Raw genomic sequence first — 21182 nt, forward strand, 5'->3', positions numbered from 1 at the left:
TTCAATGGAACGGTCAACGCCCCGAAGACGAGGCTGTCTGGGGTAGTAATTCGTGAATTTTAGCAACCAGTTCGCGGGTCGAGAACGGTTTTGGCAGGTACAGGTCTGCCCCCAGCGCAAGTCCCCGCTTCACGTCTATCTCCTTGCTCTTAGCGCTCAGAAAGATGACTTTGCAGTGCTGGTATTCAGGCGACTGCTTCACGAACTGGCACACCTCATACCCATCTACCCGCGGCATCATCACGTCTAGCAGAAGCAGATCCGGAACTTCCTGACGAATGATATCGAACGCTTCGGCCCCGTCGCGGGCAATAAACACCCGATACCCTTCCTTTTTCATCAGAAATTCGAGCGAAAGCAAAATATTGGGTTCGTCGTCTACAATCAGTACTTTCATGAATATTGGGTTTTAGTTTGCCGTTACCAGTCAGCTAGTTTAATCATAAACGTTGAACGTTAGGTTATAAACGCGATTAATGAACAGGTAACGAACACGTGAATCGGGCGCCCTGTTGGAGCGCACTGCTTACGCTGATTGTTCCATGGTGAAGCTCTATGATCTTTTTCGATATTGCCAGTCCCAGTCCGCTGCCTTTGGGTTTGCGAACGGTCTGGTTGCTGGCCTGATAAAACTTTTCGAAGATGAGTTGCTGCATGGCGGGGTCGATACCAACGCCATTATCGGTAACGCTCAGGTCGAGCCAGTTCTGACGCAAGGCCAGGCTGACCGTAACCTGCCCGGTATCGGCGGGTGAAAATTTGATGGCGTTCGACAGCAAATTGATGAGCACCTGCGTGAGCCGGTCCCGGTCGCCTTCAAGGATCGGTAGCTGACCCGGCGTTGGGCTAACCCGGAGCGAAACCCCTTTGTCGCGCGCCAGCTGCGCCACGCTCTCGATCGATTCATTTACGAGTTCATCGATCAGAAGGGGCTCTGTAGTCAGGCGGTACCGTCCCGAGTCGTAGTGCTCCAGATCGAGGACTTGGTTGATGAGCCGCGACAGCCGTTCTGTTTCCCGGATAACCTGCCCCAAAAACTGAAGCCGTACGACCTCGTCCATGTCGGCCTGATCGTACAGTATTTCCGACAAAGCCCGAATTGACGTCAGCGGGGTGCGTATCTCGTGGGTTACGGTCGAGACGAAATCGTCTTTTTGCTGATCGGACAGCTTGAGCCGTTCGTTGGCCTGGCTGAGCTGCTCGGTCGTCTGCTGAAGTTCCGTCGACTTGCGGGTGAGTTCCTTATTTACCATCATCAGTTCCTGTGATGCCTTCAGGATATGGATCACCTCATCGACAGACAGCGGCTCTTCGCTGGCTACCGACGATACGATGATGCGGGCCGACGCTGCGCCGATAGCGCCTGCCAGCCATTTTTCGGCATACGCTACAACCCGTGGGTCAGCGTAGATAGTATTGGCGGTGAGGTGATTGCGTCGGGCAACCCGGTCGAGCGTTCGGCGGGCCCGCTCGTCCCCGAAGAACGTTGCCAGCAGGATGCGCAGATCGCTAAGCAACGCCTGGCCCTTCCAGGTGACGGATTGGTCGCCGGTTTGGGCGTAGCGATACACATCGACAAAAAGGACAGCCTGGGCGTGGTCGAGCGATGTCTGCGGGTGGTTGAGCGCTCCCCAGACGTAGCCACCAATATTGAAAAATAACGACCAGAAGAGGGCGTGTGAGATGCTATCCAGTCCTGTCAGGCCAAACAGTTCATAAGGTCTAAGAAACGCCAGCCCGAAGGGACCATCCGTCAGGAAGGAGCCGGGCAGAAAACCAGTTGACGCCAGAGAGGGCAGGATGAGGGTGTATAGCCAAAGGGTGAACCCGGCCGTGAGCCCTAGTTTGGCACCAGCCCGGGAGCCGCGTTTCCAGTACAGGCCACCAATCATGGCGGGGGTAAACTGAGCGACGGCCACGAAGGAAATGACACCAACCGATACCAGTGAATAGTGGTTGGCCACAAAGTGATAATACAGAAAAGCCAGCAGTAACAGCCCAACGATGGTGAGCCGCCGAATGGTTATGACAACATGACTCCACGACGACTCGCCGTCCAGGGCACTAAAGCGGGCCTGCCAGCCGGGCCGACTCACGAGTAGTGGCATCACGACGTTATTGCTGATCATAACGCTGAGCGCAATCGTTTCAACGATGATCATGCTGGTAGCCGCCGAAAAACCGCCGATGTAGGCCAGCAGCGCCAGGCCACTCTGCCCGAACTGCAGAGGTAACGCCAGCACGTAGTTATCGGCGTCTACGCCCGGATCGAGCAGTAACTTTCCGGCAAAGGTGAGGGGCAGTACGAACAGGTTGATGAGGAATAGATAAAGCGGAAACAGCCACATGGCCTTATTGAGGTGCTTTTCGTCGACATTTTCGACAATGGCTACCTGAAACTGCCGGGGCAGAAAGAGAATGGCCATCATAGAGAGACAGACGTTCCAGAACCAGTTGGCGGTGGAGGTCGTGCTGTTGAAGGTAAACAGCCGTTCCAGGGACGGGACGGCCGCAGCCTGTTCAAAGAGGTCTGAAGGTCCCCTGAACAGGAAGAACGTAACAAAGATACCCACCGTCAGGAACGCCACCAGTTTAACGATGGATTCGAAGGCAATGGCGGTAACCATACCTTCGTGTCGTTCGGTGGCTTCCAGTTTGCGGGTACCGAAGAGGATAGTAAACATCGCCAGCAGCAAACTGATCAAGAGTGCTTTCGTACTGAGGGAAGCACCGGACGCCCCCCCCACCGCCTGGCCCGACAGGACGGCAAAGCTGGTGGTAATGGCTTTGAGCTGGATGGAAATATACGGGATCATACCCATCACGCAGAGGAGCGTTGCCAGAACCCCCAGCAGGCGGCTTTTACCGTAGCGGGACGAGATAAAGTCGGCAATGCTGGTGATGCGCTGGGTTTTGCAGATACGGATGATCTTGCGTTGCACACTCCACCAGATGGGCGCGCCGAGAGTAGGGCCTATGTAAGAGGTCAGGAACTCAATGCCGCCCGATGCCGCCCGGCCCACGCTGCCGTAGAACGTCCAGGCCGTGCAGTAAACCGATATCGACAGGGCATAAATGTAAGGGTTGTTGACAAGACTGCGCCCCAGCTGAGGCCGTTGTTCAGCCCAGTAGGCCACGGCAAACAGGAGGCTCAGGTAGAGCACCGAGCAGAGTAGTACGGTCAGGCTATTCATCGGCAGCGGGCGAATTGCCGGGAGGTTGACTGCGGTGAATCAGCCAGCCGATGCAGCCGATCAGGGCGGCCCAAACCGAAAATATGTAGAGGTACAGTACCGGAATGCCAGCCAGCCGTTCGGGGCGGTTGGCTATGGTTAAAATCGGGACGTTCAGCAGCAGCATGAACAGCACACTTAGCATCAGGAGCCGGGCTTCTTTCATGGCGACAGTGTTACGGTGGGTAGGGTAATTTGTGGAGTAACCGATTGCCTGCCGGGCGGCAGCTAAGCTGTTGCCCGGCAGGCAATCGGTTACGGCTAATCGTCGTATTCGCCTTGCAGGGCATAAAGCCCGAACGTAACCAGACCACCAACGATGATGGGCATGAGTACGAATACGATGATAATGCCAAAGACCAGGTCGTCGGTTTTGCCCGATGTCAGTTTCGGAATCCCCATCGACGTTATGGTGAAATAACCACAAAGAGCAGCCAGCGCGAGCCAGACAATGCCGAGATATCGTTTGATTGTGTTCATCTTATGGATGTATTTTTAATCGGTTAACTTCGATTTAAGAAAAGGCAAGGGTATCAGGAATGGGTTAGTTAGGTCAGGCCTCTTCGGCCGCCTGCGGGCGATTTTTGATGTAGAAAATACCAATTACCAGACTTACGGCCGCTACCAGAATAGGGTACCAGAGCCCTTCCAGGTACGGAGCTGCGTAGGGAGCGGCTGTTCCGGCTTTTTCGGCGGCCAGGTTCACCTCTTTCGCGCCGGTAGCCAGGTAGGTAGCTACGGCAGGCAGCAAGCCGCCAAAGACACCGTTACCGATGTGATACGGCAGCGACATGGACGTGTAGCGAATTTTGGTCGGGAACATCTCAACCAGGAAAGCGGCAATAGGACCGTATACCAGCGTCACGTAAAGTACCTGGATAAACACCAGCCAGATCAGCGCCCACCGGTCGGTATCGGTGATGAGTACGGTCTTCTTGATCTCGGGTTTGGCTGGTTCAGCGTTGACATCGGCGGCTATTTTTAGTCTGGATACCTCTGTTAGCAATGTGCCATCGGTATAGGCGCGTTTGGTCGTTGTCGTCTTTATTGAGCCGCCCTCTACTTTGGGGTCCGGGGCCAGGGTTGAGTCGATACTGAAGTTGGCCGTGATCTCCTGTTTGTTTTTCAGGTTCGTCGTCTGGTACATCTTCTCGTAGATGGGTCGGTAGGTCAGAATCGCGATCAGCATACCGGCCAGCATAATGCCTTTGCGGCCAATCTTATCCGATAGCCAGCCAAACACGACGAAGAACGGCGTACCCATCAGCAGGGCTACTGTCATCAGCTCGTCGGATTGAATGGCATCGACGTTACAAACGGTCTTGATGAAGTTCATGGCGTAGAACTGCCCGGTATACCAGACCACGCCCTGCCCCATCGTTGCCCCAAAGAGCGCCAGCAACACGAACTTGAAATTCAATTTGTTGCCAAAACTTTCTTTCAGCGGGTTGGTCGACGTTTTTCCTTCGGCTTTTACCTTCGCGAAGAGCGGTGATTCGCTCATGTTGCGCCGAATGATGTAGGAGATGAACACCATAAAGATCGAAACCAGGAACGGTATGCGCCAGCCCCACTCATCGAAATCTTCTTTGGAAAGCGATTTCCGGGTTACCAGGATCACCAGCAGCGATACGAACAGGCCAATGGTAGCGGTTGTCTGAATCCAGGAGGTCCAGAATCCCCGCTTGTTGGCCGGGGAGTGTTCGGCCACATAGGTAGCAGCTCCGCCATATTCGCCACCGAGGGCCAGCCCCTGCAGGAGTCGGAGGATCAGCACCAGCAGCGGGGCCATGAACCCGATCGTTTCGTAACTCGGTATCAGACCAATAGCAAACGTGGCCCCACCCATCAGCATCAGGGTGACCATGAACGTATACTTCCGGCCAATAAGATCACCTAATCGACCGAAAAACAAAGCACCGAACGGACGAACCACGAAGCCGGCTGCGAAGGTGGCCAGCGTTGACAGGAAGGCCGCTGTGGGGTTGCCTTCAGGAAAAAACTTGGTTGCCAGTACGGTTGCCAGCGAACCGAAGATGTAGAAGTCATACCACTCGATGAGCGTTCCGACAGAGGATGCGCCGATAACGCTGATCAAGGAACTCGCCTTTGTAGCGGATTTAGGATTTGTTTCTGAGATCATAGGGAAAAAGGTTTGTCAGTTAGAGGGGTATGATTATAAGTATATCTGTGCCTGAAGAATAAATTCACCTTTGTTGCCGCTGATGGTGTTACGATCGGTATATACGGGCCGGGTCGAGTACTGTGGCGTTATTTTGGCGTGGTGACCATCCAGGTAAAAGTTAGCGCCAATGTCGTAGTAATTACCTGCTTTACCGAGGGCTTCAAAATTCTTATAGGTGTAAGCCGCAAATGGCTGAATCCGCATCTTGGGCTTCTCGGTCGCCTTGGGTAACAGCAAGCCGGCCTGCGTGTACCAGATGCTGCCGGTACCGACAAACGCTCTGGCATTGCCGGGACCCGCCAGGGCCCGTTGTCCGGCAAAGGCGGGGTCGGCCTGAGCCGGGTTCGCAATGCCTAAATTGCGGAGATAGTTTGGTCCGAAATCATAGTTGTAATACACACTATAGGCGGTTATAGCCATGTTCTTTTCGGGCTTTCCAACGGGCATATCCAGAAACGCATCGACGGCCATCAACGAAATCGTATGTTTTTGGGTGTTGCTCGATGGGCTGGTAGTTACCGCCCCTTCGCGAACAAAGCTCTGTGTACCCTGGGGTTGGGTATAAAACCCGCCCCCAATATTAAATACTCGCTTTGTGCCGACATACGTACCCACTTTGAACGGAAGCACGTTGGCTTCCTGGTCCAGGAACTGGTATTCCAGGTAGCCTCCGTACGACATCTTGCTGGCCCCGTTGTTGTCGACAGCTACATTAGGAACCACGGAGGTGCCGCTAACGGGCAGGGCCAGGTTGGTGGCGAATGGCTTGTTGTAGTTTACGCGGTATTCGAGTTTACCCAGTTTCCCCTTGGCGTAGATGCCGAAAAGCCGGGCAAACTGATCGGAGTTTTCAATCAGCGGCCAGTTGAAGATGGGCGCATCGACCGCCATGAAGTTGAGCGTACTGGCCGACGTCATCCGGGAAATTCCATGCCAGTAGTGCAAACCGGCTCCCAGATAGAGCGTCCTCTTGTTCGTGTTCCCGCTGGCATTCTTTCCCGCCGGAATAACGGCATACTCATTCCAGAAATCGTGGAAAAAAATCTGGGGTTTCTTGCCCTGGCCATACCCGCCTGTTCCACTGGTAGCTGAGCCGCCCCCGCTGGCAAAGGTCTGGTTGTTTATGCCGAAATGACTCATAATCAGGTAGCGCGGAGTGATCTGAGCGTACGCCAAAAAACGCACCCGGCGGGCCATAACATCCGAGATGTTTTCTGTTGGAGCACCATTCACGGATGTTCCCGGGTTTGTTTCCATCGAGCGAAACCAAATTTGATTCCAGATAATAAAGCGTACGTACTTGGTGCCTTCGGGGTTGATGTTTACTTTGAGTCCACCCCCATAATCCATTGATCCCTGGCCCAGGACCGGCTGCGCTCCATTGACGAGAAATATACTGACCAAAAGAATAACAGGAAGATACGTTTTCATGCAAGTTGCGGGGGAATAGGTGGGAAATATTACTCCGCAAAACACAAATTATTCCCTAGCTCGTCCTAATGCTTGAGGTTGATATGCTAAACATCTATAGATAAGCCTGTATTACACCTATTCCTTGAATCGTTCCCACTTGATAATCATAAACTTATCACCCAATTCCGTTACGATCATACCGGCTCCTTCAATATTCTTCCTGTCCGAATAAAAATCGATCAACTCCTTGTGATTCAGTATTTTATAGGTTGGGTGGTAGGTGTTGTTCTCGGGGGCTTTTATCTGATATTTCTTAACCCAGTTCATTACCGAAACGTGGCTTATGCCCAGCAGGCGTTCGATCTCCCGAAAGCTTACACCCTCTATATAAAGCTGAAGCGCCTTGATAACATAGTAAGTACTTATACTCTTTCCAACTTTGTCTACCGTGAAGTTGTATTGGCAGGTTTTACACCGAAAGCGCTGCCGTTGGTTTATTACTCCGTTTCGAACGGCACCGATCGCTGCACACTTCGGACATTTTACAGTGGCCATTTTGGGTACGTCAGTATCTATAGGTATTTAGCAAATGTATAGTAATTTAGCAATAATGGTCTATTTTTTCATCAAAAAGTAGTAAATACCCCCCCTGCCCAGCTAGTCACGATAGTTATACGCAACTGAAACTTTGTGATTACATAGATGTATCAGTTAACCATGTACTGTTATTAAACAGCTAACTCGTATAAGGCCTGGTTATAGTGGTATATACTTAGGCGTATCGGATGTGTAGATGGCTTGATAAAAGGTGAAGAAAGTAATACTCTTGTACTGAATACGGTAATAGACTGCTTCTAAATTGATGTCTTTAGAGAATCAGACGGAATTTTCCTGCCTGACAGACGTTGAGTACGTAGATTTACGAAAGTCGTATGAAATCGTTGACTGCACTTTTTCTGGCCACGCTATTACTCGGAAGCAGTATGCTCCCCGTATTTAGCCTTGACCAGTCGGCCAAGTGGGCCGAGGTGCTTCAGCATTATCAGCAGCATCGGCAGGAGAAACCGGGCTTAGGTTTCATCGATTTTATGGCGATGCACTACGGTGCCGGTTCCGAGCACCAGAAACATCACAATCACTCGCATCAGAATTTGCCTTCCGTAGGTCATTCGGTGCCTGTTTTCTCGCCCCAGCCCCTGCGTCTGGTCAGCGTGCCCACGGTTGAACTCGTGCGGATCACCAAAGCTGCTTTCTTCCGCAAAGCTGATCTGTATTCGTTTCAGGCCATTTCTGCCCTGATCAATCCCCCCCGAGTCTAGTCTGGTATTACTTCTGGCCGAAGTGTGTTTGCTTGTAGCGGCACAACTGGTTGCTGCTTCGACGCCGGTCTGTCGAGGTTTTTTCGCGGGCCTGTGCATCTGGTATCGCTACCTGTGCGGCTGTTCTGCGGCTCTGTCACCACGGCAGAATAAACCAGCTCCCGTTTCTTTTCTTCTGTCTACCCGTTGCGTCCGCCATTCTTTGTCAGGCTGTGCGCTATTGAGTCACACTTAATTTCTATACGATCATGAACCTAAACGGCGCACACTGGCACTTGCTGGTCAACCATTTACCAATTATTGGTGGCCTGCTGGCCATGCTTATTCTGGGCTACGGCCTGATCCGGCGTAATCCATCTGTCAGTCAACTCGGCTTCGGCTTGTTCGTGCTCATGTGTGTGGCAACGGCCATCACGAATCAAACCGGCGAAAGCGCGGAGCACTATCTTAAATCCATCAACCAGCTGAACCGGCCGCTTTTGCACGCCCATGAGGAAGCCGCTGATCTGGCCAATATCGGGATGTACCTGACGGGCCTGCTCTCTTTACTGGCGCTGGTCTGGCAACGGGCGAAGCAACTGCGGTTCTTGCCGGCCGTCATCTTCGCGCTGTCGCTCATCACGTTCGGGCTGATGGCCAATGTCGGCCGACTGGGTGGTCTGATCATGCACCAGGAGTTGCGCACGGAATCAGTGAGTACCCCCGTCGTTGTTTCTCCCAACCCTTAAGTGCCTTATCCATGCTTAATGCAATTATTCGTTTCTCGATTCAGAACAAGCTCATCATTGGCCTGCTGACACTGGCGCTGGTGGGTTGGGGCACCTGGTCGGTGACGCAGCTGCCCATTGACGCCGTTCCCGACATTACCAACAACCAGGTGCAGGTCATTACCAGCAGCCCGTCGCTGGCGGCTGAGGATATCGAGCGGCTGGTGACCTTTCCCATCGAGGTAAGTCTGTCGAGTATTCCCGCTATCACCGAACTCCGCTCGTTTTCACGATTTGGCCTGTCTATTGTGACGGTCGTTTTTTCGGATGCGACGGATGTCTACTGGGCCCGTCAGCAGATCGCCGAACGGCTCCAGAACGTTGTCGGTCAGATTCCGCCGGGTGTCGGTACGCCTACCATGGCACCGGTGACGACGGGGTTGGGCGAGATTTTCCAGTATACCGTCAATGCCAAACCGGGCTATGAAAGCCGCTATTCCCTGACCGAACTGCGGTCTATTCAGGACTGGATTATCCGGCGGGGTTTGCTGGGTACCCCCGGCGTGGCCGACGTAAGTGGTTTTGGGGGATTGATGAAGCAGTATGAAATTGCCGTCGACCCCGACCGGCTGCGGAGCGCGGGCGTAACAGTAGCCGACATTTTTACCGCCCTGCAACAGAATAACCAGAATACGGGCGGAGCCTATATCGACAAAAAACCGAATGCCTACTTCATCCGCTCCGATGGCCTCATTGGCTCTACCGATGATATTGCCAACATTGTGGTGCGGCTCAACCGCCAGCAGCTACCCATCCGGGTGCGCGACATTGCCCAGGTGCGCATCGGTGCGGCCGTGCGCTACGGGGCCGTAACCCGTAATGGAACGGGCGAAACGGTAGGGGCACTCGTGATGATGATCAAGGGCGAAAACTCTTCGGCGGTGATCAAGCGGGTAAAGATTAAAATGGCCGAGATCGCCAAAACGCTGCCCGAGGGTGTCGAAATCGTTCCCTTTCTGGATCGTACCAAGATGGTCAACAGCGCCATCGGTACCGTTGAGCGTAACCTGATGGAAGGAGCGCTGATCGTCATTTTTGTGCTGGTCCTGATGCTGGGTAACTGGCGGGCGGGGCTGGTGGTGGCTTCTGTTATTCGGCTGGCGCTGCTGTTCGCTATTTCCCTGATGAACCTCTTCGGCGTATCGGGCAACCTCATGAGCCTGGGTGCTATCGACTTCGGCCTGATCGTCGACGGAGCCGTTATTATCGTGGAAGCCACCCTGCATCATATCATGCTGCGCAACCGCGATAAAACGCTCACCCAGGAGCAGATGGACGATGAGGTGTTTGGAGCCGCCAGCCGGATCCGTTCGTCGGCCGCGTTTGGCGAAATCATCATCCTGATCGTTTACCTGCCTATTCTGGCCCTGGCCGGTATCGAAGGCAAGATGTTCCGGCCTATGGCCCTGACGGTCGCCTTCGCCATTCTGGGGGCATTTATCCTCTCGCTGACCTACGTGCCCATGATTTCGGCGCTGATGCTGAACAAGAATATCACGCACAAAGAAACGATCTCCGACAAGATCATGGCGTGGCTGTATCGTTACTACGAACCCCTGCTGCTACGGGCGCTACGGTATAAAGTGGTTATTCTGGCGAGTGCGGTGGCGCTGCTGCTTTTTTCGGTGTTTCTCTTTACCCGCATGGGGGGCGAGTTTATTCCGCAGCTCGACGAGGGCGACTTTGCCGTTGACACCCGCACGCTAACCGGCAGCTCACTGTCGGAAACGGTCGATGCCACGCTCAAAGCCGAGCGGATTCTGCTGAAACAGTTTCCAGAGGTGGAGCAGGTGGTTGCCAAGATTGGCTCCGGCGAAATTCCCACCGATCCGATGGCTATCGAAGCCGCCGACCAGATGGTGATTCTGAAACCCAAAGACCAGTGGACATCGGCCACCACCCGCGATGAACTGATGGGTAAAATGGCGGAGGCCCTGGCGGTCATTCCGGGCGTAACCTTCGGGTTCCAGCAGCCGGTTCAGATGCGGTTCAATGAACTCATGACCGGCGCGCGGCAGGATGTGGCCCTGAAAATTTACGGCGATGACCTCGTCCAGCTGGAGCGACTGGCCAATCAGGTGGGTGGCCTCGTTCGCACCATCGATGGGGCCAAAGATATTTATGTGGAGCAGGTTGCCGGGCTGGATCAGATTCTGATCAAACTCGACCGGGAACAGCTGGCCAAATTCGGTCTGAACGTGGCCGACGTGAACCAGACCATCAACACCGCGTTCGCCGGGCAGTCGGCGGGTCTGGTTTTTGAGGGCGAACGGCGCTACGATGCGGTGGTACGACTGGTGGCCGAAAAACGCCAGAGTATTGACGATATCAAAAACCTGTACATCAGTACGCCCGCTGGTGGTCAGATTCCGCTGGCCCAGCTGGCCGACGTAGCCATTGGACAGGCACCCAACCAGATTCAGCGCGACAACACCCACCGGCGGATTACGCTGGGGTTCAACGTGCGGGGCCGGGATGTACAGAGCGTTGTGGCTGAACTTCAGCAACAGGTAAATCAACGGGTGAAACTCCCGCCCGGTTACTCAATCACGTATGGAGGTCAGTTTCAGAACCTGATTCAGGCCAAACAGCGGCTGAGTATTGCCGTACCGCTGGCGTTAGCTTTAATTTTTGTGCTCCTGTTTTTTACGTTTCAGTCCATTCGGCAGAGTGCCCTGATTTTCATGGCTATCCCGATGGCGGCTATCGGCGGGGTATTTGCCCTGCTGCTGCGCGGGATGCCGTTCAGTATCTCGGCGGGCGTGGGCTTCATTGCCCTTTTCGGCGTGGCTGTCCTGAACGGCATCGTACTGATTGCCGAATTTAATCGCCTGCGCCACGAAGAAGGACTCACCGATCTGACCGAGATCATCCGGCGAGGGGCCGAAGTGCGGCTTCGACCCGTGATCATGACGGCCCTGGTGGCCTCGTTCGGATTTTTGCCGATGGCGCTCTCCAACTCGGCGGGGGCCGAAGTGCAGAAACCACTGGCGACGGTCGTCATTGGCGGCTTGCTGACGGCGACGCTGCTTACGCTGATCGTACTGCCTATCCTATATGCCCTGACCGAGAAACGGGCCATTGCAAAGGAAGCGAAGCAGGCAGGTTCCAAAGCGGGTGCGGCAGCAACGGTACTGCTGCTGTTGTGCGCTGGAAGCGCCAGCGCCCAAATGGCTCCGGCGCAAACCCTGACCCTTGACGCGGCCCTGAAACGGGCGGGTGAACGCAATCTCCAGCTTCAGCAGGGCAACCTGGGTGTACGGCAGCAGGAAGCCCTGCGGGCAACGGCCTACGAAGCCGGTCGCTTTTCGGCTATGGCGATGCTGGGCCAGTATAACAGCCGCCGGTTTGATAATAACCTTACCCTGCAACAAACCATTCCGAATCCGACTCTGATGCGTCGACTGGCCGATTTGAACGATCAGACCGTCGCCAGCCGGCAGGCAACGGTGGCTGTTACGCGCAACGACGTTGTGTATCAGGTTCGGTCGGCGTATTATGATCTGTTATATCTGAGTCAGCGCAGCCGGTTGATCCGGCGGCAGGACACCCTGCTGACCGAATTTGTGCAGGCGGCAACTGTGCGGCTCCGTACCGGCGAAACGGGCAGTCTGGAGCGGGCCACCGCCGAGAGCCAGCTAGCCGATGCGCGGGTACGGCTGACCCAGAACGAGGTACAGCGTTCGGCGGCCCGGACGCGCCTGCAGACGTTGCTCTACACGACTGAGCCGGTCGATACGCCCAACGAACCCCTGACCCGCCTGTCGCTGAACCTGTCCGCCGACAGTTCGCAGCTAACCCGTAATCCGCTGCTGGCGCAGTTTCAGCAACAGATCCGGGTTGCCGAGCAAACCCGGCTGGTGGAGCAGGCCCGACTGAAGCCGGATTTTATGGCGGGACTATTTACGCAGACGCTCATCGGTAACCAGTTGATTGGTGGGCAGGAACTGTACTTCGGACCCGGTTACCGCTTCAACGGCGCGCAGGTGGGCGTAAGCTGGCCCTTGCTGGGCAAAGGACAACGCGCCCGTATCGATGCCGCCCGTCTGGGTGAGGAACTTGCCCGCACCCAGCTCCAGAGCGGCCAGTTTGCGCTGGAACGGCAGCTGGAACAGGGCGTTCAGCAATACACACAGCTGCGCGATGCGCTGGCTTCCTACGAGCAGCAGGCACTACCCCAGGCCGCACTCATCCAGACCAATGCCCGCCGGGCCTTCAGCGGGGGCGATATCGGCTACGTCGAGTTTACGCTGGCGCTGCAACAGGCGCTCACCATCCGAACCAATCACCTTGACTTACTGAGCCAGTATAACCAGTCGGTGCTGTACATCAACTACCTGCTGGGCAACTTATAAGCGATCCATTCAACCATGCATATTCGTCCAAATCAATTGAATCGATGTCATTTCAGCGCGTTTGTTCCGCTGGTTATCGTGGGGTTAGCCGTGGCCAGCTGCCAATCGGGTAGCTCGACCGAAATGGCTCAGGCAGCACCGGTCGATTCGACAGCAACCAAGCCAGCCGCTCAGACGGTTAGCCTGAGTCAGGCTCAGTACGATATGGCGGCTATCCAACTGGGACAGCCAACGCTACGCCCACTCAGTACAACACTGAAACTCAACGGCGTCATCGACGTGCCGGCCCAGAACCGGGTATCGGTATCGGTGCCCATGGGTGGCTACATCCGTAGTATCCAGCTAGAACCGGGGATGCGGGTTCGTAAAGGCCAGCCGCTGGTGGTGCTCGAAAACCCTGACTACATCCAGTTGCAGCAGGATTATCTCGATACCCGGGCAAAGCTGGAGTACGCCGACCTGGACTATGCCCGCCAGGAGGAACTGAGCCGTGACAACGTCAATGCCCTGAAGACCTTCCAGCAGGCGCGCGCTACCCGGCAGAGTTTGCAGGCGCAACTGGCGGGCCTTCGCCAACGGCTGACGATGCTCCGCATCAACCCCGCCACGCTGAGCCCTGCCCGGCTAACCCGCACCATAACCATTCCGGCACCCGTGTCGGGTTATGTGACCGACGTGCCCGTCAACAATGGCCGCTTCGTGAATCCCGCCGATGTGCTGGTGCAACTCACCGACGTGAGCCACCTGCACGTGCAGTTAAACGTGTTCGAGAAAGACCTGAGCAAGATCCGGGTGGGGCAAACGGTTCGCTTCGGGCTGGGTGCCGACGCGGGCGACCGCCTGCCGCAGAAGGGGACTATCTTTTTGATCGGCAAGGCGTTTACGGCCGATCGTACAGTGGCCGTATTGGCGCATCCCGACCGCGAACCAACGACCAACCTGACACCGGGGGGCTACGTGTCGGCACAGGTCGAGGTGAAAACACAGCCCCTGTTGGCCCTGCCCGAAGCCGCCGTGGTGAGTTTTGGCGGTAGTTATTACGGCTATATTCTGGAAAAAAAGCAGGGTAATCCCGTAACGTATCACTTCCGGCAGGTACCTATTCAGCCTGGTATTCGGGAAAATGGCTACGTGGCGGTAACCCTACCCGCTGGTATCGACCCCGCCCGGACACCGGTTGTGGTGGGTGGCGCGTATAGCCTGCTGGCCAAACTAAACAACAGCGAAGACGAGTAACCGTATGACAACTACAAGCACCTATCTGCACCGGGAGGAGCACCTCCGCAGTTCCGACGTTATTACTGACGTGGTCATTGGCATGTCTGATGGGCTGACCGTCCCGTTTGCCCTGGCGGCTGGACTGAGTGGAGCCGTATCCAGTTCATCGCTGGTCGTTACTGCCGGTATCGCCGAAATTGTGGCGGGGGCTATCGCTATGGGGCTGGGTGGCTACCTGGCGGGCCGTACCGAATCGGATCACTACCAGTCGGAACGCCGACGTGAACAGATCGAGGTAGACACTGTGCCCGAGCGCGAGAAAGAAGAGGTCCGCGCCGTCTTTGCCGACATGGGCCTCAGTCTTACGCTGCAAGTTGCTATTGCCGACGAAATGGCCCGGGACAAGACCAAGTGGGTCGATTTTATGATGAAGTATGAGCTAGGCCTCGACGAACCCAACCCGAACCGGGCTACGCAAAGTGCCTTCACCATTGGCGGTTCCTACATGGCCGGTGGGCTGTTGCCGCTGCTGCCCTATTTTCTGATCGACGTACCCACCCAGGCGCTGTTGTATTCGAGCGGGCTGACACTGCTTTGCCTGTTCGTGTTCGGGTATGTCAAAAGCAAATTTACGGGCCAGCCACCCCTTGGCGGGGCGTTCAAGGTGATGTTGATTGGCGCGTTGGCGGCTGCGGCTGCGTTCGGTGTTGCCCGTCTGTTCGGGGCTTGATCCTACGATTAATCGCTTAAACGGATGCAACTGATTTATGACCCGTCATTCCCCGGTGAGGGGCCATGCCCGCCACCTGTTTCCCCGGTCTTTCGCAACGTTGCGCAGCTCACTAGCGTACTAAATTCAGATGATTTTAAGTGTTTTTGTCCAAACAAAATACCTGCCGAACCATGTCAAACCAAGCAGCGATTAACCGGAATGAGTTCCTTAAATCCATTGGCCTGAAAGGGGCGGCCCTGCTGGCCGTTTACTGCGCGGGTCAGTCATTGATAAGCTGTAGCAAGGACAGCGTTACGCCTGCGCCACTAGCCAGTCCATTAACCGTCGACCTGACCAGTTCGGCCAATGCGGCCCTCTTGAAGCAGGGCGGTTATATCGTTATCAGTGACATTGTCGTGGCCAATACAACCAACGGGTATGTAGCCGTAACGGTCGTATGCAGTCATGAGAATAAAAAGAAAGTCCAGCTCCGCAACAACGAGTTTTACTGTACCGAACACGGTGCGCACTACGACCTGGCGGGGAAAGGCCTGAACGGTGAAGGCAGTCGCGGCCTCACAACCTACACGGTAAAACAATCCGGCAATACCCTCACGATTTCGTAACCACCGCGGTTTGTCAACCCAGCCTCCTGTAAGCCAGAAGGTGGGTCGATAAACCACGTATCCTGAACTGATCCAATGAGAAAACTTGTGTTGACGCTGAGCCTGCTGAGCGTTTTACTGATGGGACATGCGCAGACGATTCCTGCCGATACGCTGAGCCCCGATATGGCTTCCGACAGCCTGATGGCCGATTTGCTGAGCGATTCGTCGGTTACAGACCAACCGTTGCTGCCGTCGAAAATGATTTTTACCCAGCGGGTATTCTGGGGACCAAAAGGGCTCCTTCGGGTAACCGATATTGCCCCGCTGACGCCCGAAGGACGCGCCCACGAACTGAAAATTCGAAGAACAATGCTGGTGAGCCACCAGGTCATGGGTTTTGTTACGCTGGCGGGATTTGTGGCCCAGGGTATCGTCGGCGCTCAACTGTACCATGCCACGGGAGATCGGTATCGCCAGTTGCTGGATGTGCATAGTGCGCTGGCGGCCGGGGTAAACATCACCTACGCAACAACGGCCCTGCTGTCGCTGACGGCACCGCCCAAAATGCTGTCCGAACGCCGGGGCTACAGCTCCATCAAGCTCCATAAATACCTGGCCGTAGCCCACATCGCCGGTATGATTGCGACGAACGTGCTGGCGGGTATGCTCGAATCTAATGCTGAACTCAAGCCCTACCACCGGGCTGCGGCTTACTTCACCTTCGGCGCGTTTGCCTTATCGATCATTGCCATAAAATTTTGATTCCATGCGATACATCATTCTTTTAGTAAGTCTGGTGGCTACCTTGCCCAGCCTTGCCGGTTCGCCTGCGGCAGGCGTTCCTGCCGCAGGAACGCCTGCCGCAGGCCGCACGAAACTGGTGATCGACAAAACCCGGTCAACGGCAACTTATACCATGAAACACCCGATGCATACCTGGGATGGCGTGAGCCGGGATGTGAACGGTGCGTTAATTTATAACGCCGATACAAAGCAGATCGAAAATGTGGCCATTGTGGTTAAAGTGGCCAGCTTCGACACGAAAAATGCCAATCGGGACTCCCACGCTATCGAAGTGCTGGATGGCATTAAGTACCCGACGGTATCGTTTACAGCGCAGGATATTCGGTCCAATCCCGACGGAACACTGGCCATAGTGGGTAAGCTGACGTTTCATGGCGTAACCCGGCCATTGACCATCCAGGCAACCCGGCAGGAAACCACGGATGGGTTCCGGGTCGAGGGCACGTTCCCCATCAGCCTGACGGATTACCAGATCGAGAAGCCCTCGCTGATGATGGTACCGGTGGAAGATGTGATGACGATGAAGTTCAATCTGGCCTTTAAACAGGTAACCCCCCTGGTGAGCCCGTAGCCCGAATTAGGCCGCTTTGGCCCAGTTCACTTACAAGCTCTGTTCCTGATTGAGTGGACTGCGGTATTGACGGAGTTGCCTGTTGCGCTGCCGGAACCGAACGATCCCGACTCCCAGCAGGATAAGGCCCATCGGAATGAAGGTAAGGAAGAGGATGCGCAGCAGGGTTGAATCCAGGTACTGACCGAAGCCGGTGCCACTCACGATCAGACCGAGGGCCGCCCGCCCATAAGCCAGCAACGTACGTTCATTGGCCAGCCTCGTGCGGTCGGCGGCCAGTTGTTCGGTCAGGGTCCAGGGTAATTTGTTCGGGGCATTCAGCTCGTTCATGGCTAGTAAACCGCAATGGCGTGAGGGTGGTTTATTCTATAGAGGTCGCGTTGGTAAGCGCAGGGAGGCTACCGTGCCTGCATCGGGCGGGGAGCTTAACGTCAGCTGGCCCTGATGCAGGTCAATGATTTTTTTGGACAACGTCAGGCCAAGACCGAAACCGTAAATCCGTCCGACGTTTTCGGCCCGCATCATCGGCAGGAAAACGTTGGTTAGCTGAGCGTGGGGAATACCGATGCCCTGATCTGTGACATCGATTACGATCCAGGCCGACTCATACTGTACCCGGACGGATATCGGTTTGAAGGACGAGTATTTGGCCGCATTGTCCATAATGTTGATCAACGCGGTGCGGAGTAATGTGGCGTTGCCGATAAGCCGGAACACGGAACTCTGCTCGGTAAACTCATCGGTGAGTTGCAATTCGATGTCCTGCTGGGGGTACTTTTCCTTGAAATAGGTCACCGTATCCAGAATGGTATCAACCACATTGACGTCCTCCATCAGCTGGGTGGCTTTCAGCCCTTCGACCTCCGCCAGCCGCAGCAGGGAATTGGCCAGGTCAATGGCACCTTCCAGCCGGCTCAGGGCCTGTTCCATACTCTGACGTACAACCGACAGCTCCTGGTCGTAAGCCAGCGATGTTTCCAGCATGCCTTTAACCACCGTCAGGGGTGTACGGATTTCGTGAGAGGCATAGGCCACGAAGTTTTCCTGACTCGCAGCCAGTTGCTGAAGATTACCCAGCAGCTGGTTGAACGAGACGGCCAGATAGCTTGCTTCGTCCGGGTTTTTGCCCTCAATGAGTCGAAACGAAAAATCATTGACCGTTGCTGAATCCAACTGGCTGATCAACTGATCGAACGGGCGCATGGCCCGTCGGGCAAACAAGAAACCGACAAGGGCGATAACCATCAGTAACAGCACGTTGCCCACCGTCAGGATAAGGCGCAGGTTTCGGCTGGTTTGCCGCCCGGCCAGATCATAGGCGGTAATTACGGCAACATACCGCCTGTTCTGACTTGCAAACGACAGGGCAACGCCTTCTTTAAGTTCTTCCCACTGGCGGCTTTTATAGGTGAAATAAACTTCCTCCTGCCGGGCCCTGCTCAGCAGTTCCTTCGTTAGCTGATAATCGTCCGGGCCGGACGACGAATAGAACCGGCGATTCAGCGTGTCGAACAGCGACTCATGCTGCTCGGGCAGGGTTAGGTAATTGTAGCGCAGGAATTCCTGGCGATCCCGGAGGTAGAGCTGTGCCGACAGCGCCCGTCGCTGAAGCCGGGTTCGCATCTGGGTCCGCCGGTAGGACTCGTAGGTCTGGTAAATAAACAGCGAAAACAACAGCAGCAGCGCGGCTACCAGAACCCCGAAACCGACCGTTATCTTCTGCTTGATACTCATGGCTCGGCGCGCAGCATATACCCCACACCAAATACCGTATGCAGCAGTTTAGGCTCGACGTGATCGATTTTACGGCGTAAATAGTTGATGTACACATCGACGACGTTGGTGTTCGTGTTGAAATGGACATCCCAGACATTTTCCAGCAGATCGACCCGATTCACCACCTTCCCCTGGTTGACGATCAAATATTCGAGCAGGGCATACTCGCGGGCGGTGAGGGTGACGCGTTGGCCCGCCCGCCATACCTGATGGGACTCGGTATCGACAGTCAGGTCGAGGAGTTCGAGCCGTTTGGCCATGGGTGCGCGGGAGGGATGCCGACGGGCCAGGGCTTTCAGCCGGAATACCAGCTCTTTGAACGCAAACGGCTTGGCCAGGTAATCGTCGGCACCCGATTCAAACCCCAGCACCTTGCTGTCGAGGCTTCCCAGGGCTGTCAGCATGATAACCGGAATAGCCGGCCAGTTCACTTTGATAAATCGACACAGGTCATACCCGTTCATGCCCGGCATATTGATGTCCAGCACCACCACGTCGAATTGTCGCTCGTTGATCATGGATCGGCCGATAATGCCGTCGAACGCCACCGATACGCCAATTCCTTCCGAGACCAGGCCTTTCTGAATGAACTGCGTTAGTTCAACATCATCTTCAACGACTAGTACCTGCATAACTGTACGTGAATTACGGGTTCGAAAATACAGCCTAAGTGGCTATCGGTCGAGACCGTCTGATCACTCTAATCAGATTGTAATAAGTCTCTCACCAATCTCTAATGAGTCAACTGGTTATTTTGGTATTGGTTGATCCAAAGCCGGTCGGCCACAGGTACTCAACGGTTTGTTCAGCTATGCCCAGAATTGCTCGGTGTTATCTTGTTTGGATTAGTCTTTTTGGCTGTATCGGCTGCGCCCTGGTTTCTGCATCAGCGCAGGTGTTGACGATGGAAAGCGCTATCGACGCGTCCTTTGCCCAATACCCTACGCTGGCTGCCCGGCGGTCGGCGCTGGAAGCGATTCGGGCCAATGCCCAGGTCGTTCGCGACAACCGGTTGCCCAATGTACGGGTACACGACCAGATCAACGTGGGTACCGCCAATGGCCTGTCGGGTTCTTATTTCTCTCTCGGCCTGATCGTGCCTACTTCAGGCGGTCGCCGGCCCGGGAACTACGGCGATCTGGCATCGGGAAATATAGCGCTGGCCAGTGCCGACTGGGAGGTTTTTAACTTCGGTCGGTTTACGGCCGAGGACCAGCTCATTCGGGCCGATGTGGGCGTCGGCGAAGCGGGCCTGGAACGGGAACAGTTCGAACTACGTCAGACCGTTATTCGCACGTATCTGGACTTGTTCTGGACGGAGCAGAGCCTCTTTATTGAGGAGCGTAACCTGGCCCGGGTCGACACGGTACGGCGGATTATTGGCAACCTGGTCCGTAACGGGATCAGGCCGGGGCTGGATTCCTCGCTGGCCAATGTGGCGTTCTCCCGGGCGCGACTGGCTTACCTGCGGATGCAGGAAGAACGTCAGCGGGCCCAGGTGCAGCTCGCCACACTAACGGGGCGTCCTGTTGAACAGATCGCGATCGACACTACGTTTCAAATCGAACCTTTGCTGATTCCGGTTGCGGTTTCCGTTGCGGTACCGGGCCATCCATTGCTGCGTCTACAGGAGCGACTCGTTACCCGGCAAGCGGCCGAGATTGCGACGATCCGGAAGTCGGCGCTGCCAAGGGTGTCGTTGCTGGCCTCGGCCTGGGCGCGTGGCACGAGTCTGGACATTGAAAATAATTTCGGCCCTGTGGCCTCGGGCCTAGGCTATAGCCGCACTAATTACCTGCTGGGGGTGGCGGCTACAGTAAACCTGATGGATTTCAGGCGGGCCGCTAGCCGCACCCGGCTCCAGCGGTTCCGCGTAGAAGAGGCCCGTAGCCAACTGGCGCTGGCCCAACTACAGATACAGAATGCGCTCGGCATCGCTGATGCGCAGCTGACCGTTGTTCAGACCCAGCTGGCCGAACTGCCCCTGGTCATTCGGTCGGCTCAGGACGCCTACAACCAGCGCCTGTCGCTCTATAACAATGGCCTGGAAACGATCCTGAGCCTGACCGATGCGTTGACGCTGCTTACTACCGTAGAAAAGGAAGCGGTGCAGACCCGGATGCAGGCTGTCCGGCTCCGGTTCCAGCGTGCCCAGGCGACCAATGATTTCGACACGTTTTATGCGCTCTTCCGACGCTAGCTCATCCTAAACCACCTGCCC

The 21182-nt window shown here is 55.4% G+C and carries 19 protein-coding genes; 9 read left to right on the forward strand and 10 right to left on the reverse strand.

Features of this window, described 5'->3' with window-relative positions:
- Window positions 1–13: 13 nt before the first annotated feature.
- From FH603_RS17685 to FH603_RS17715, 7 genes are all read right to left on the reverse strand, one after another.
- On the reverse strand, window positions 14–397 hold the full coding sequence (locus FH603_RS17685) for a response regulator transcription factor (RefSeq protein WP_186738919.1): 384 nt from the start codon (window positions 395–397) through the stop codon (window positions 14–16).
- Between the two features lie 76 nt (window positions 398–473).
- Window positions 474–3194, reverse strand: coding sequence for a sensor histidine kinase (locus FH603_RS17690; protein WP_186738920.1), 2721 nt, complete (start codon window positions 3192–3194; stop codon window positions 474–476).
- Window positions 3187–3399 (reverse strand): hypothetical protein, encoded by a 213-nt coding sequence (locus FH603_RS17695; RefSeq protein ID WP_186738921.1) that lies wholly within the window; start codon window positions 3397–3399, stop codon window positions 3187–3189. The genes FH603_RS17690 and FH603_RS17695 overlap by 8 nt, the downstream gene beginning before the upstream one ends.
- 95 nt (window positions 3400–3494) lie before the next feature.
- A complete protein-coding gene (locus FH603_RS17700; protein WP_186738922.1) occupies window positions 3495–3713 on the reverse strand; it encodes a DUF6814 family protein in 219 nt (72 codons plus the stop codon).
- Window positions 3714–3786: 73 nt separating this feature from the next.
- Window positions 3787–5376: an MFS transporter gene (locus FH603_RS17705; RefSeq protein ID WP_186738923.1), complete on the reverse strand. Its 1590-nt coding sequence runs from the start codon at window positions 5374–5376 to the stop codon at window positions 3787–3789.
- Window positions 5377–5409: 33 nt separating this feature from the next.
- Entirely contained in the window at window positions 5410–6849 is a 1440-nt protein-coding gene (locus FH603_RS17710; protein ID WP_186738924.1) for a porin, read from the reverse strand.
- A gap of 117 nt (window positions 6850–6966) precedes the next feature.
- Window positions 6967–7386 (reverse strand): IS1/IS1595 family N-terminal zinc-binding domain-containing protein, encoded by a 420-nt coding sequence (locus FH603_RS17715; RefSeq protein ID WP_186738925.1) that lies wholly within the window; start codon window positions 7384–7386, stop codon window positions 6967–6969.
- 377 nt (window positions 7387–7763) lie between these two features.
- On the opposite strand from FH603_RS17715, the gene FH603_RS17720 reads away from it, so the two are divergent.
- From FH603_RS17720 to FH603_RS17755, 8 genes are all read left to right on the forward strand, one after another.
- Entirely contained in the window at window positions 7764–8150 is a 387-nt protein-coding gene (locus tag FH603_RS17720; RefSeq protein WP_186738926.1) for a hypothetical protein, read from the forward strand.
- A 248-nt stretch (window positions 8151–8398) separates the two neighbouring features.
- Window positions 8399–8878 carry a hypothetical protein gene (locus FH603_RS17725; protein WP_186738927.1) on the forward strand — a complete coding sequence of 160 codons (480 nt, stop codon included), beginning with the start codon at window positions 8399–8401 and terminating at the stop codon, window positions 8876–8878.
- Window positions 8879–8889: 11 nt separating this feature from the next.
- The gene (locus FH603_RS17730) at window positions 8890–13272 is read left to right on the forward strand and encodes a CusA/CzcA family heavy metal efflux RND transporter (protein ID WP_186738928.1); all 4383 of its coding nucleotides are present in this window, start codon (window positions 8890–8892) and stop codon (window positions 13270–13272) included.
- A gap of 15 nt (window positions 13273–13287) precedes the next feature.
- Window positions 13288–14508, forward strand: coding sequence for an efflux RND transporter periplasmic adaptor subunit (locus FH603_RS17735; protein ID WP_186738929.1), 1221 nt, complete (start codon window positions 13288–13290; stop codon window positions 14506–14508).
- A gap of 4 nt (window positions 14509–14512) precedes the next feature.
- The gene (locus FH603_RS17740) at window positions 14513–15220 is read left to right on the forward strand and encodes a VIT1/CCC1 transporter family protein (protein ID WP_186738930.1); all 708 of its coding nucleotides are present in this window, start codon (window positions 14513–14515) and stop codon (window positions 15218–15220) included.
- Window positions 15221–15393: 173 nt separating this feature from the next.
- Window positions 15394–15828 (forward strand): Rieske (2Fe-2S) protein, encoded by a 435-nt coding sequence (locus tag FH603_RS17745; protein WP_186738931.1) that lies wholly within the window; start codon window positions 15394–15396, stop codon window positions 15826–15828.
- 75 nt (window positions 15829–15903) lie between these two features.
- Window positions 15904–16572 carry a hypothetical protein gene (locus FH603_RS17750; protein ID WP_186738932.1) on the forward strand — a complete coding sequence of 223 codons (669 nt, stop codon included), beginning with the start codon at window positions 15904–15906 and terminating at the stop codon, window positions 16570–16572.
- A gap of 4 nt (window positions 16573–16576) precedes the next feature.
- A complete protein-coding gene (locus tag FH603_RS17755) occupies window positions 16577–17185 on the forward strand; it encodes a YceI family protein (RefSeq protein ID WP_186738933.1) in 609 nt (202 codons plus the stop codon).
- A 30-nt stretch (window positions 17186–17215) separates the two neighbouring features.
- On the opposite strand, the gene FH603_RS17760 is transcribed toward FH603_RS17755, so the two are convergent.
- From FH603_RS17760 to FH603_RS17770, 3 genes are read right to left on the reverse strand one after another with little or no spacing between them, the layout of a single operon-like run.
- Window positions 17216–17515, reverse strand: coding sequence for a DUF202 domain-containing protein (locus FH603_RS17760; protein WP_186738934.1), 300 nt, complete (start codon window positions 17513–17515; stop codon window positions 17216–17218).
- A gap of 36 nt (window positions 17516–17551) precedes the next feature.
- Window positions 17552–18919: a sensor histidine kinase gene (locus tag FH603_RS17765; protein WP_186738935.1), complete on the reverse strand. Its 1368-nt coding sequence runs from the start codon at window positions 18917–18919 to the stop codon at window positions 17552–17554.
- Window positions 18916–19593, reverse strand: a complete 678-nt coding sequence (locus FH603_RS17770; RefSeq protein ID WP_186738936.1) for a response regulator transcription factor — start codon at window positions 19591–19593, stop codon at window positions 18916–18918. Before FH603_RS17770 ends, FH603_RS17765 begins: the two co-directional genes overlap by 4 nt.
- Before the next feature lie 179 nt (window positions 19594–19772).
- On the opposite strand from FH603_RS17770, the gene FH603_RS17775 reads away from it, so the two are divergent.
- Window positions 19773–21161, forward strand: a complete 1389-nt coding sequence (locus FH603_RS17775; RefSeq protein ID WP_186738937.1) for a TolC family protein — start codon at window positions 19773–19775, stop codon at window positions 21159–21161.
- The last annotated feature ends 21 nt before the right edge of the window (window positions 21162–21182 follow it).

Origin of the sequence: Spirosoma utsteinense, from assembly GCF_014282275.1 — a bacterium.
Taxonomy (GTDB): Bacteria; Bacteroidota; Bacteroidia; order Cytophagales; family Spirosomataceae; genus Spirosoma; species Spirosoma utsteinense.

Excerpts from the sequence above, each read along its gene's own strand:
- FH603_RS17685 (WP_186738919.1), bottom strand. The coding sequence starts at position 397 with ATGAAAGTACTGATTGTAGACGACGAACCCAATATTTTGCTTTCGCTC.
- FH603_RS17690 (WP_186738920.1), bottom strand. The coding sequence starts at position 3,194 with ATGAATAGCCTGACCGTACTACTCTGCTCGGTGCTCTACCTGAGCCTC.
- FH603_RS17695 (WP_186738921.1), bottom strand. The coding sequence starts at position 3,399 with ATGAAAGAAGCCCGGCTCCTGATGCTAAGTGTGCTGTTCATGCTGCTG.
- FH603_RS17700 (WP_186738922.1), bottom strand. The coding sequence starts at position 3,713 with ATGAACACAATCAAACGATATCTCGGCATTGTCTGGCTCGCGCTGGCT.
- FH603_RS17705 (WP_186738923.1), bottom strand. The coding sequence starts at position 5,376 with ATGATCTCAGAAACAAATCCTAAATCCGCTACAAAGGCGAGTTCCTTG.
- FH603_RS17710 (WP_186738924.1), bottom strand. The coding sequence starts at position 6,849 with ATGAAAACGTATCTTCCTGTTATTCTTTTGGTCAGTATATTTCTCGTC.
- FH603_RS17715 (WP_186738925.1), bottom strand. The coding sequence starts at position 7,386 with ATGGCCACTGTAAAATGTCCGAAGTGTGCAGCGATCGGTGCCGTTCGA.
- FH603_RS17720 (WP_186738926.1), top strand. The coding sequence starts at position 7,764 with ATGAAATCGTTGACTGCACTTTTTCTGGCCACGCTATTACTCGGAAGC.
- FH603_RS17725 (WP_186738927.1), top strand. The coding sequence starts at position 8,399 with ATGAACCTAAACGGCGCACACTGGCACTTGCTGGTCAACCATTTACCA.
- FH603_RS17730 (WP_186738928.1), top strand. The coding sequence starts at position 8,890 with ATGCTTAATGCAATTATTCGTTTCTCGATTCAGAACAAGCTCATCATT.
- FH603_RS17735 (WP_186738929.1), top strand. The coding sequence starts at position 13,288 with ATGCATATTCGTCCAAATCAATTGAATCGATGTCATTTCAGCGCGTTT.
- FH603_RS17740 (WP_186738930.1), top strand. The coding sequence starts at position 14,513 with ATGACAACTACAAGCACCTATCTGCACCGGGAGGAGCACCTCCGCAGT.
- FH603_RS17745 (WP_186738931.1), top strand. The coding sequence starts at position 15,394 with ATGTCAAACCAAGCAGCGATTAACCGGAATGAGTTCCTTAAATCCATT.
- FH603_RS17750 (WP_186738932.1), top strand. The coding sequence starts at position 15,904 with ATGAGAAAACTTGTGTTGACGCTGAGCCTGCTGAGCGTTTTACTGATG.
- FH603_RS17755 (WP_186738933.1), top strand. The coding sequence starts at position 16,577 with ATGCGATACATCATTCTTTTAGTAAGTCTGGTGGCTACCTTGCCCAGC.
- FH603_RS17760 (WP_186738934.1), bottom strand. The coding sequence starts at position 17,515 with ATGAACGAGCTGAATGCCCCGAACAAATTACCCTGGACCCTGACCGAA.
- FH603_RS17765 (WP_186738935.1), bottom strand. The coding sequence starts at position 18,919 with ATGAGTATCAAGCAGAAGATAACGGTCGGTTTCGGGGTTCTGGTAGCC.
- FH603_RS17770 (WP_186738936.1), bottom strand. The coding sequence starts at position 19,593 with ATGCAGGTACTAGTCGTTGAAGATGATGTTGAACTAACGCAGTTCATT.
- FH603_RS17775 (WP_186738937.1), top strand. The coding sequence starts at position 19,773 with ATGCCCAGAATTGCTCGGTGTTATCTTGTTTGGATTAGTCTTTTTGGC.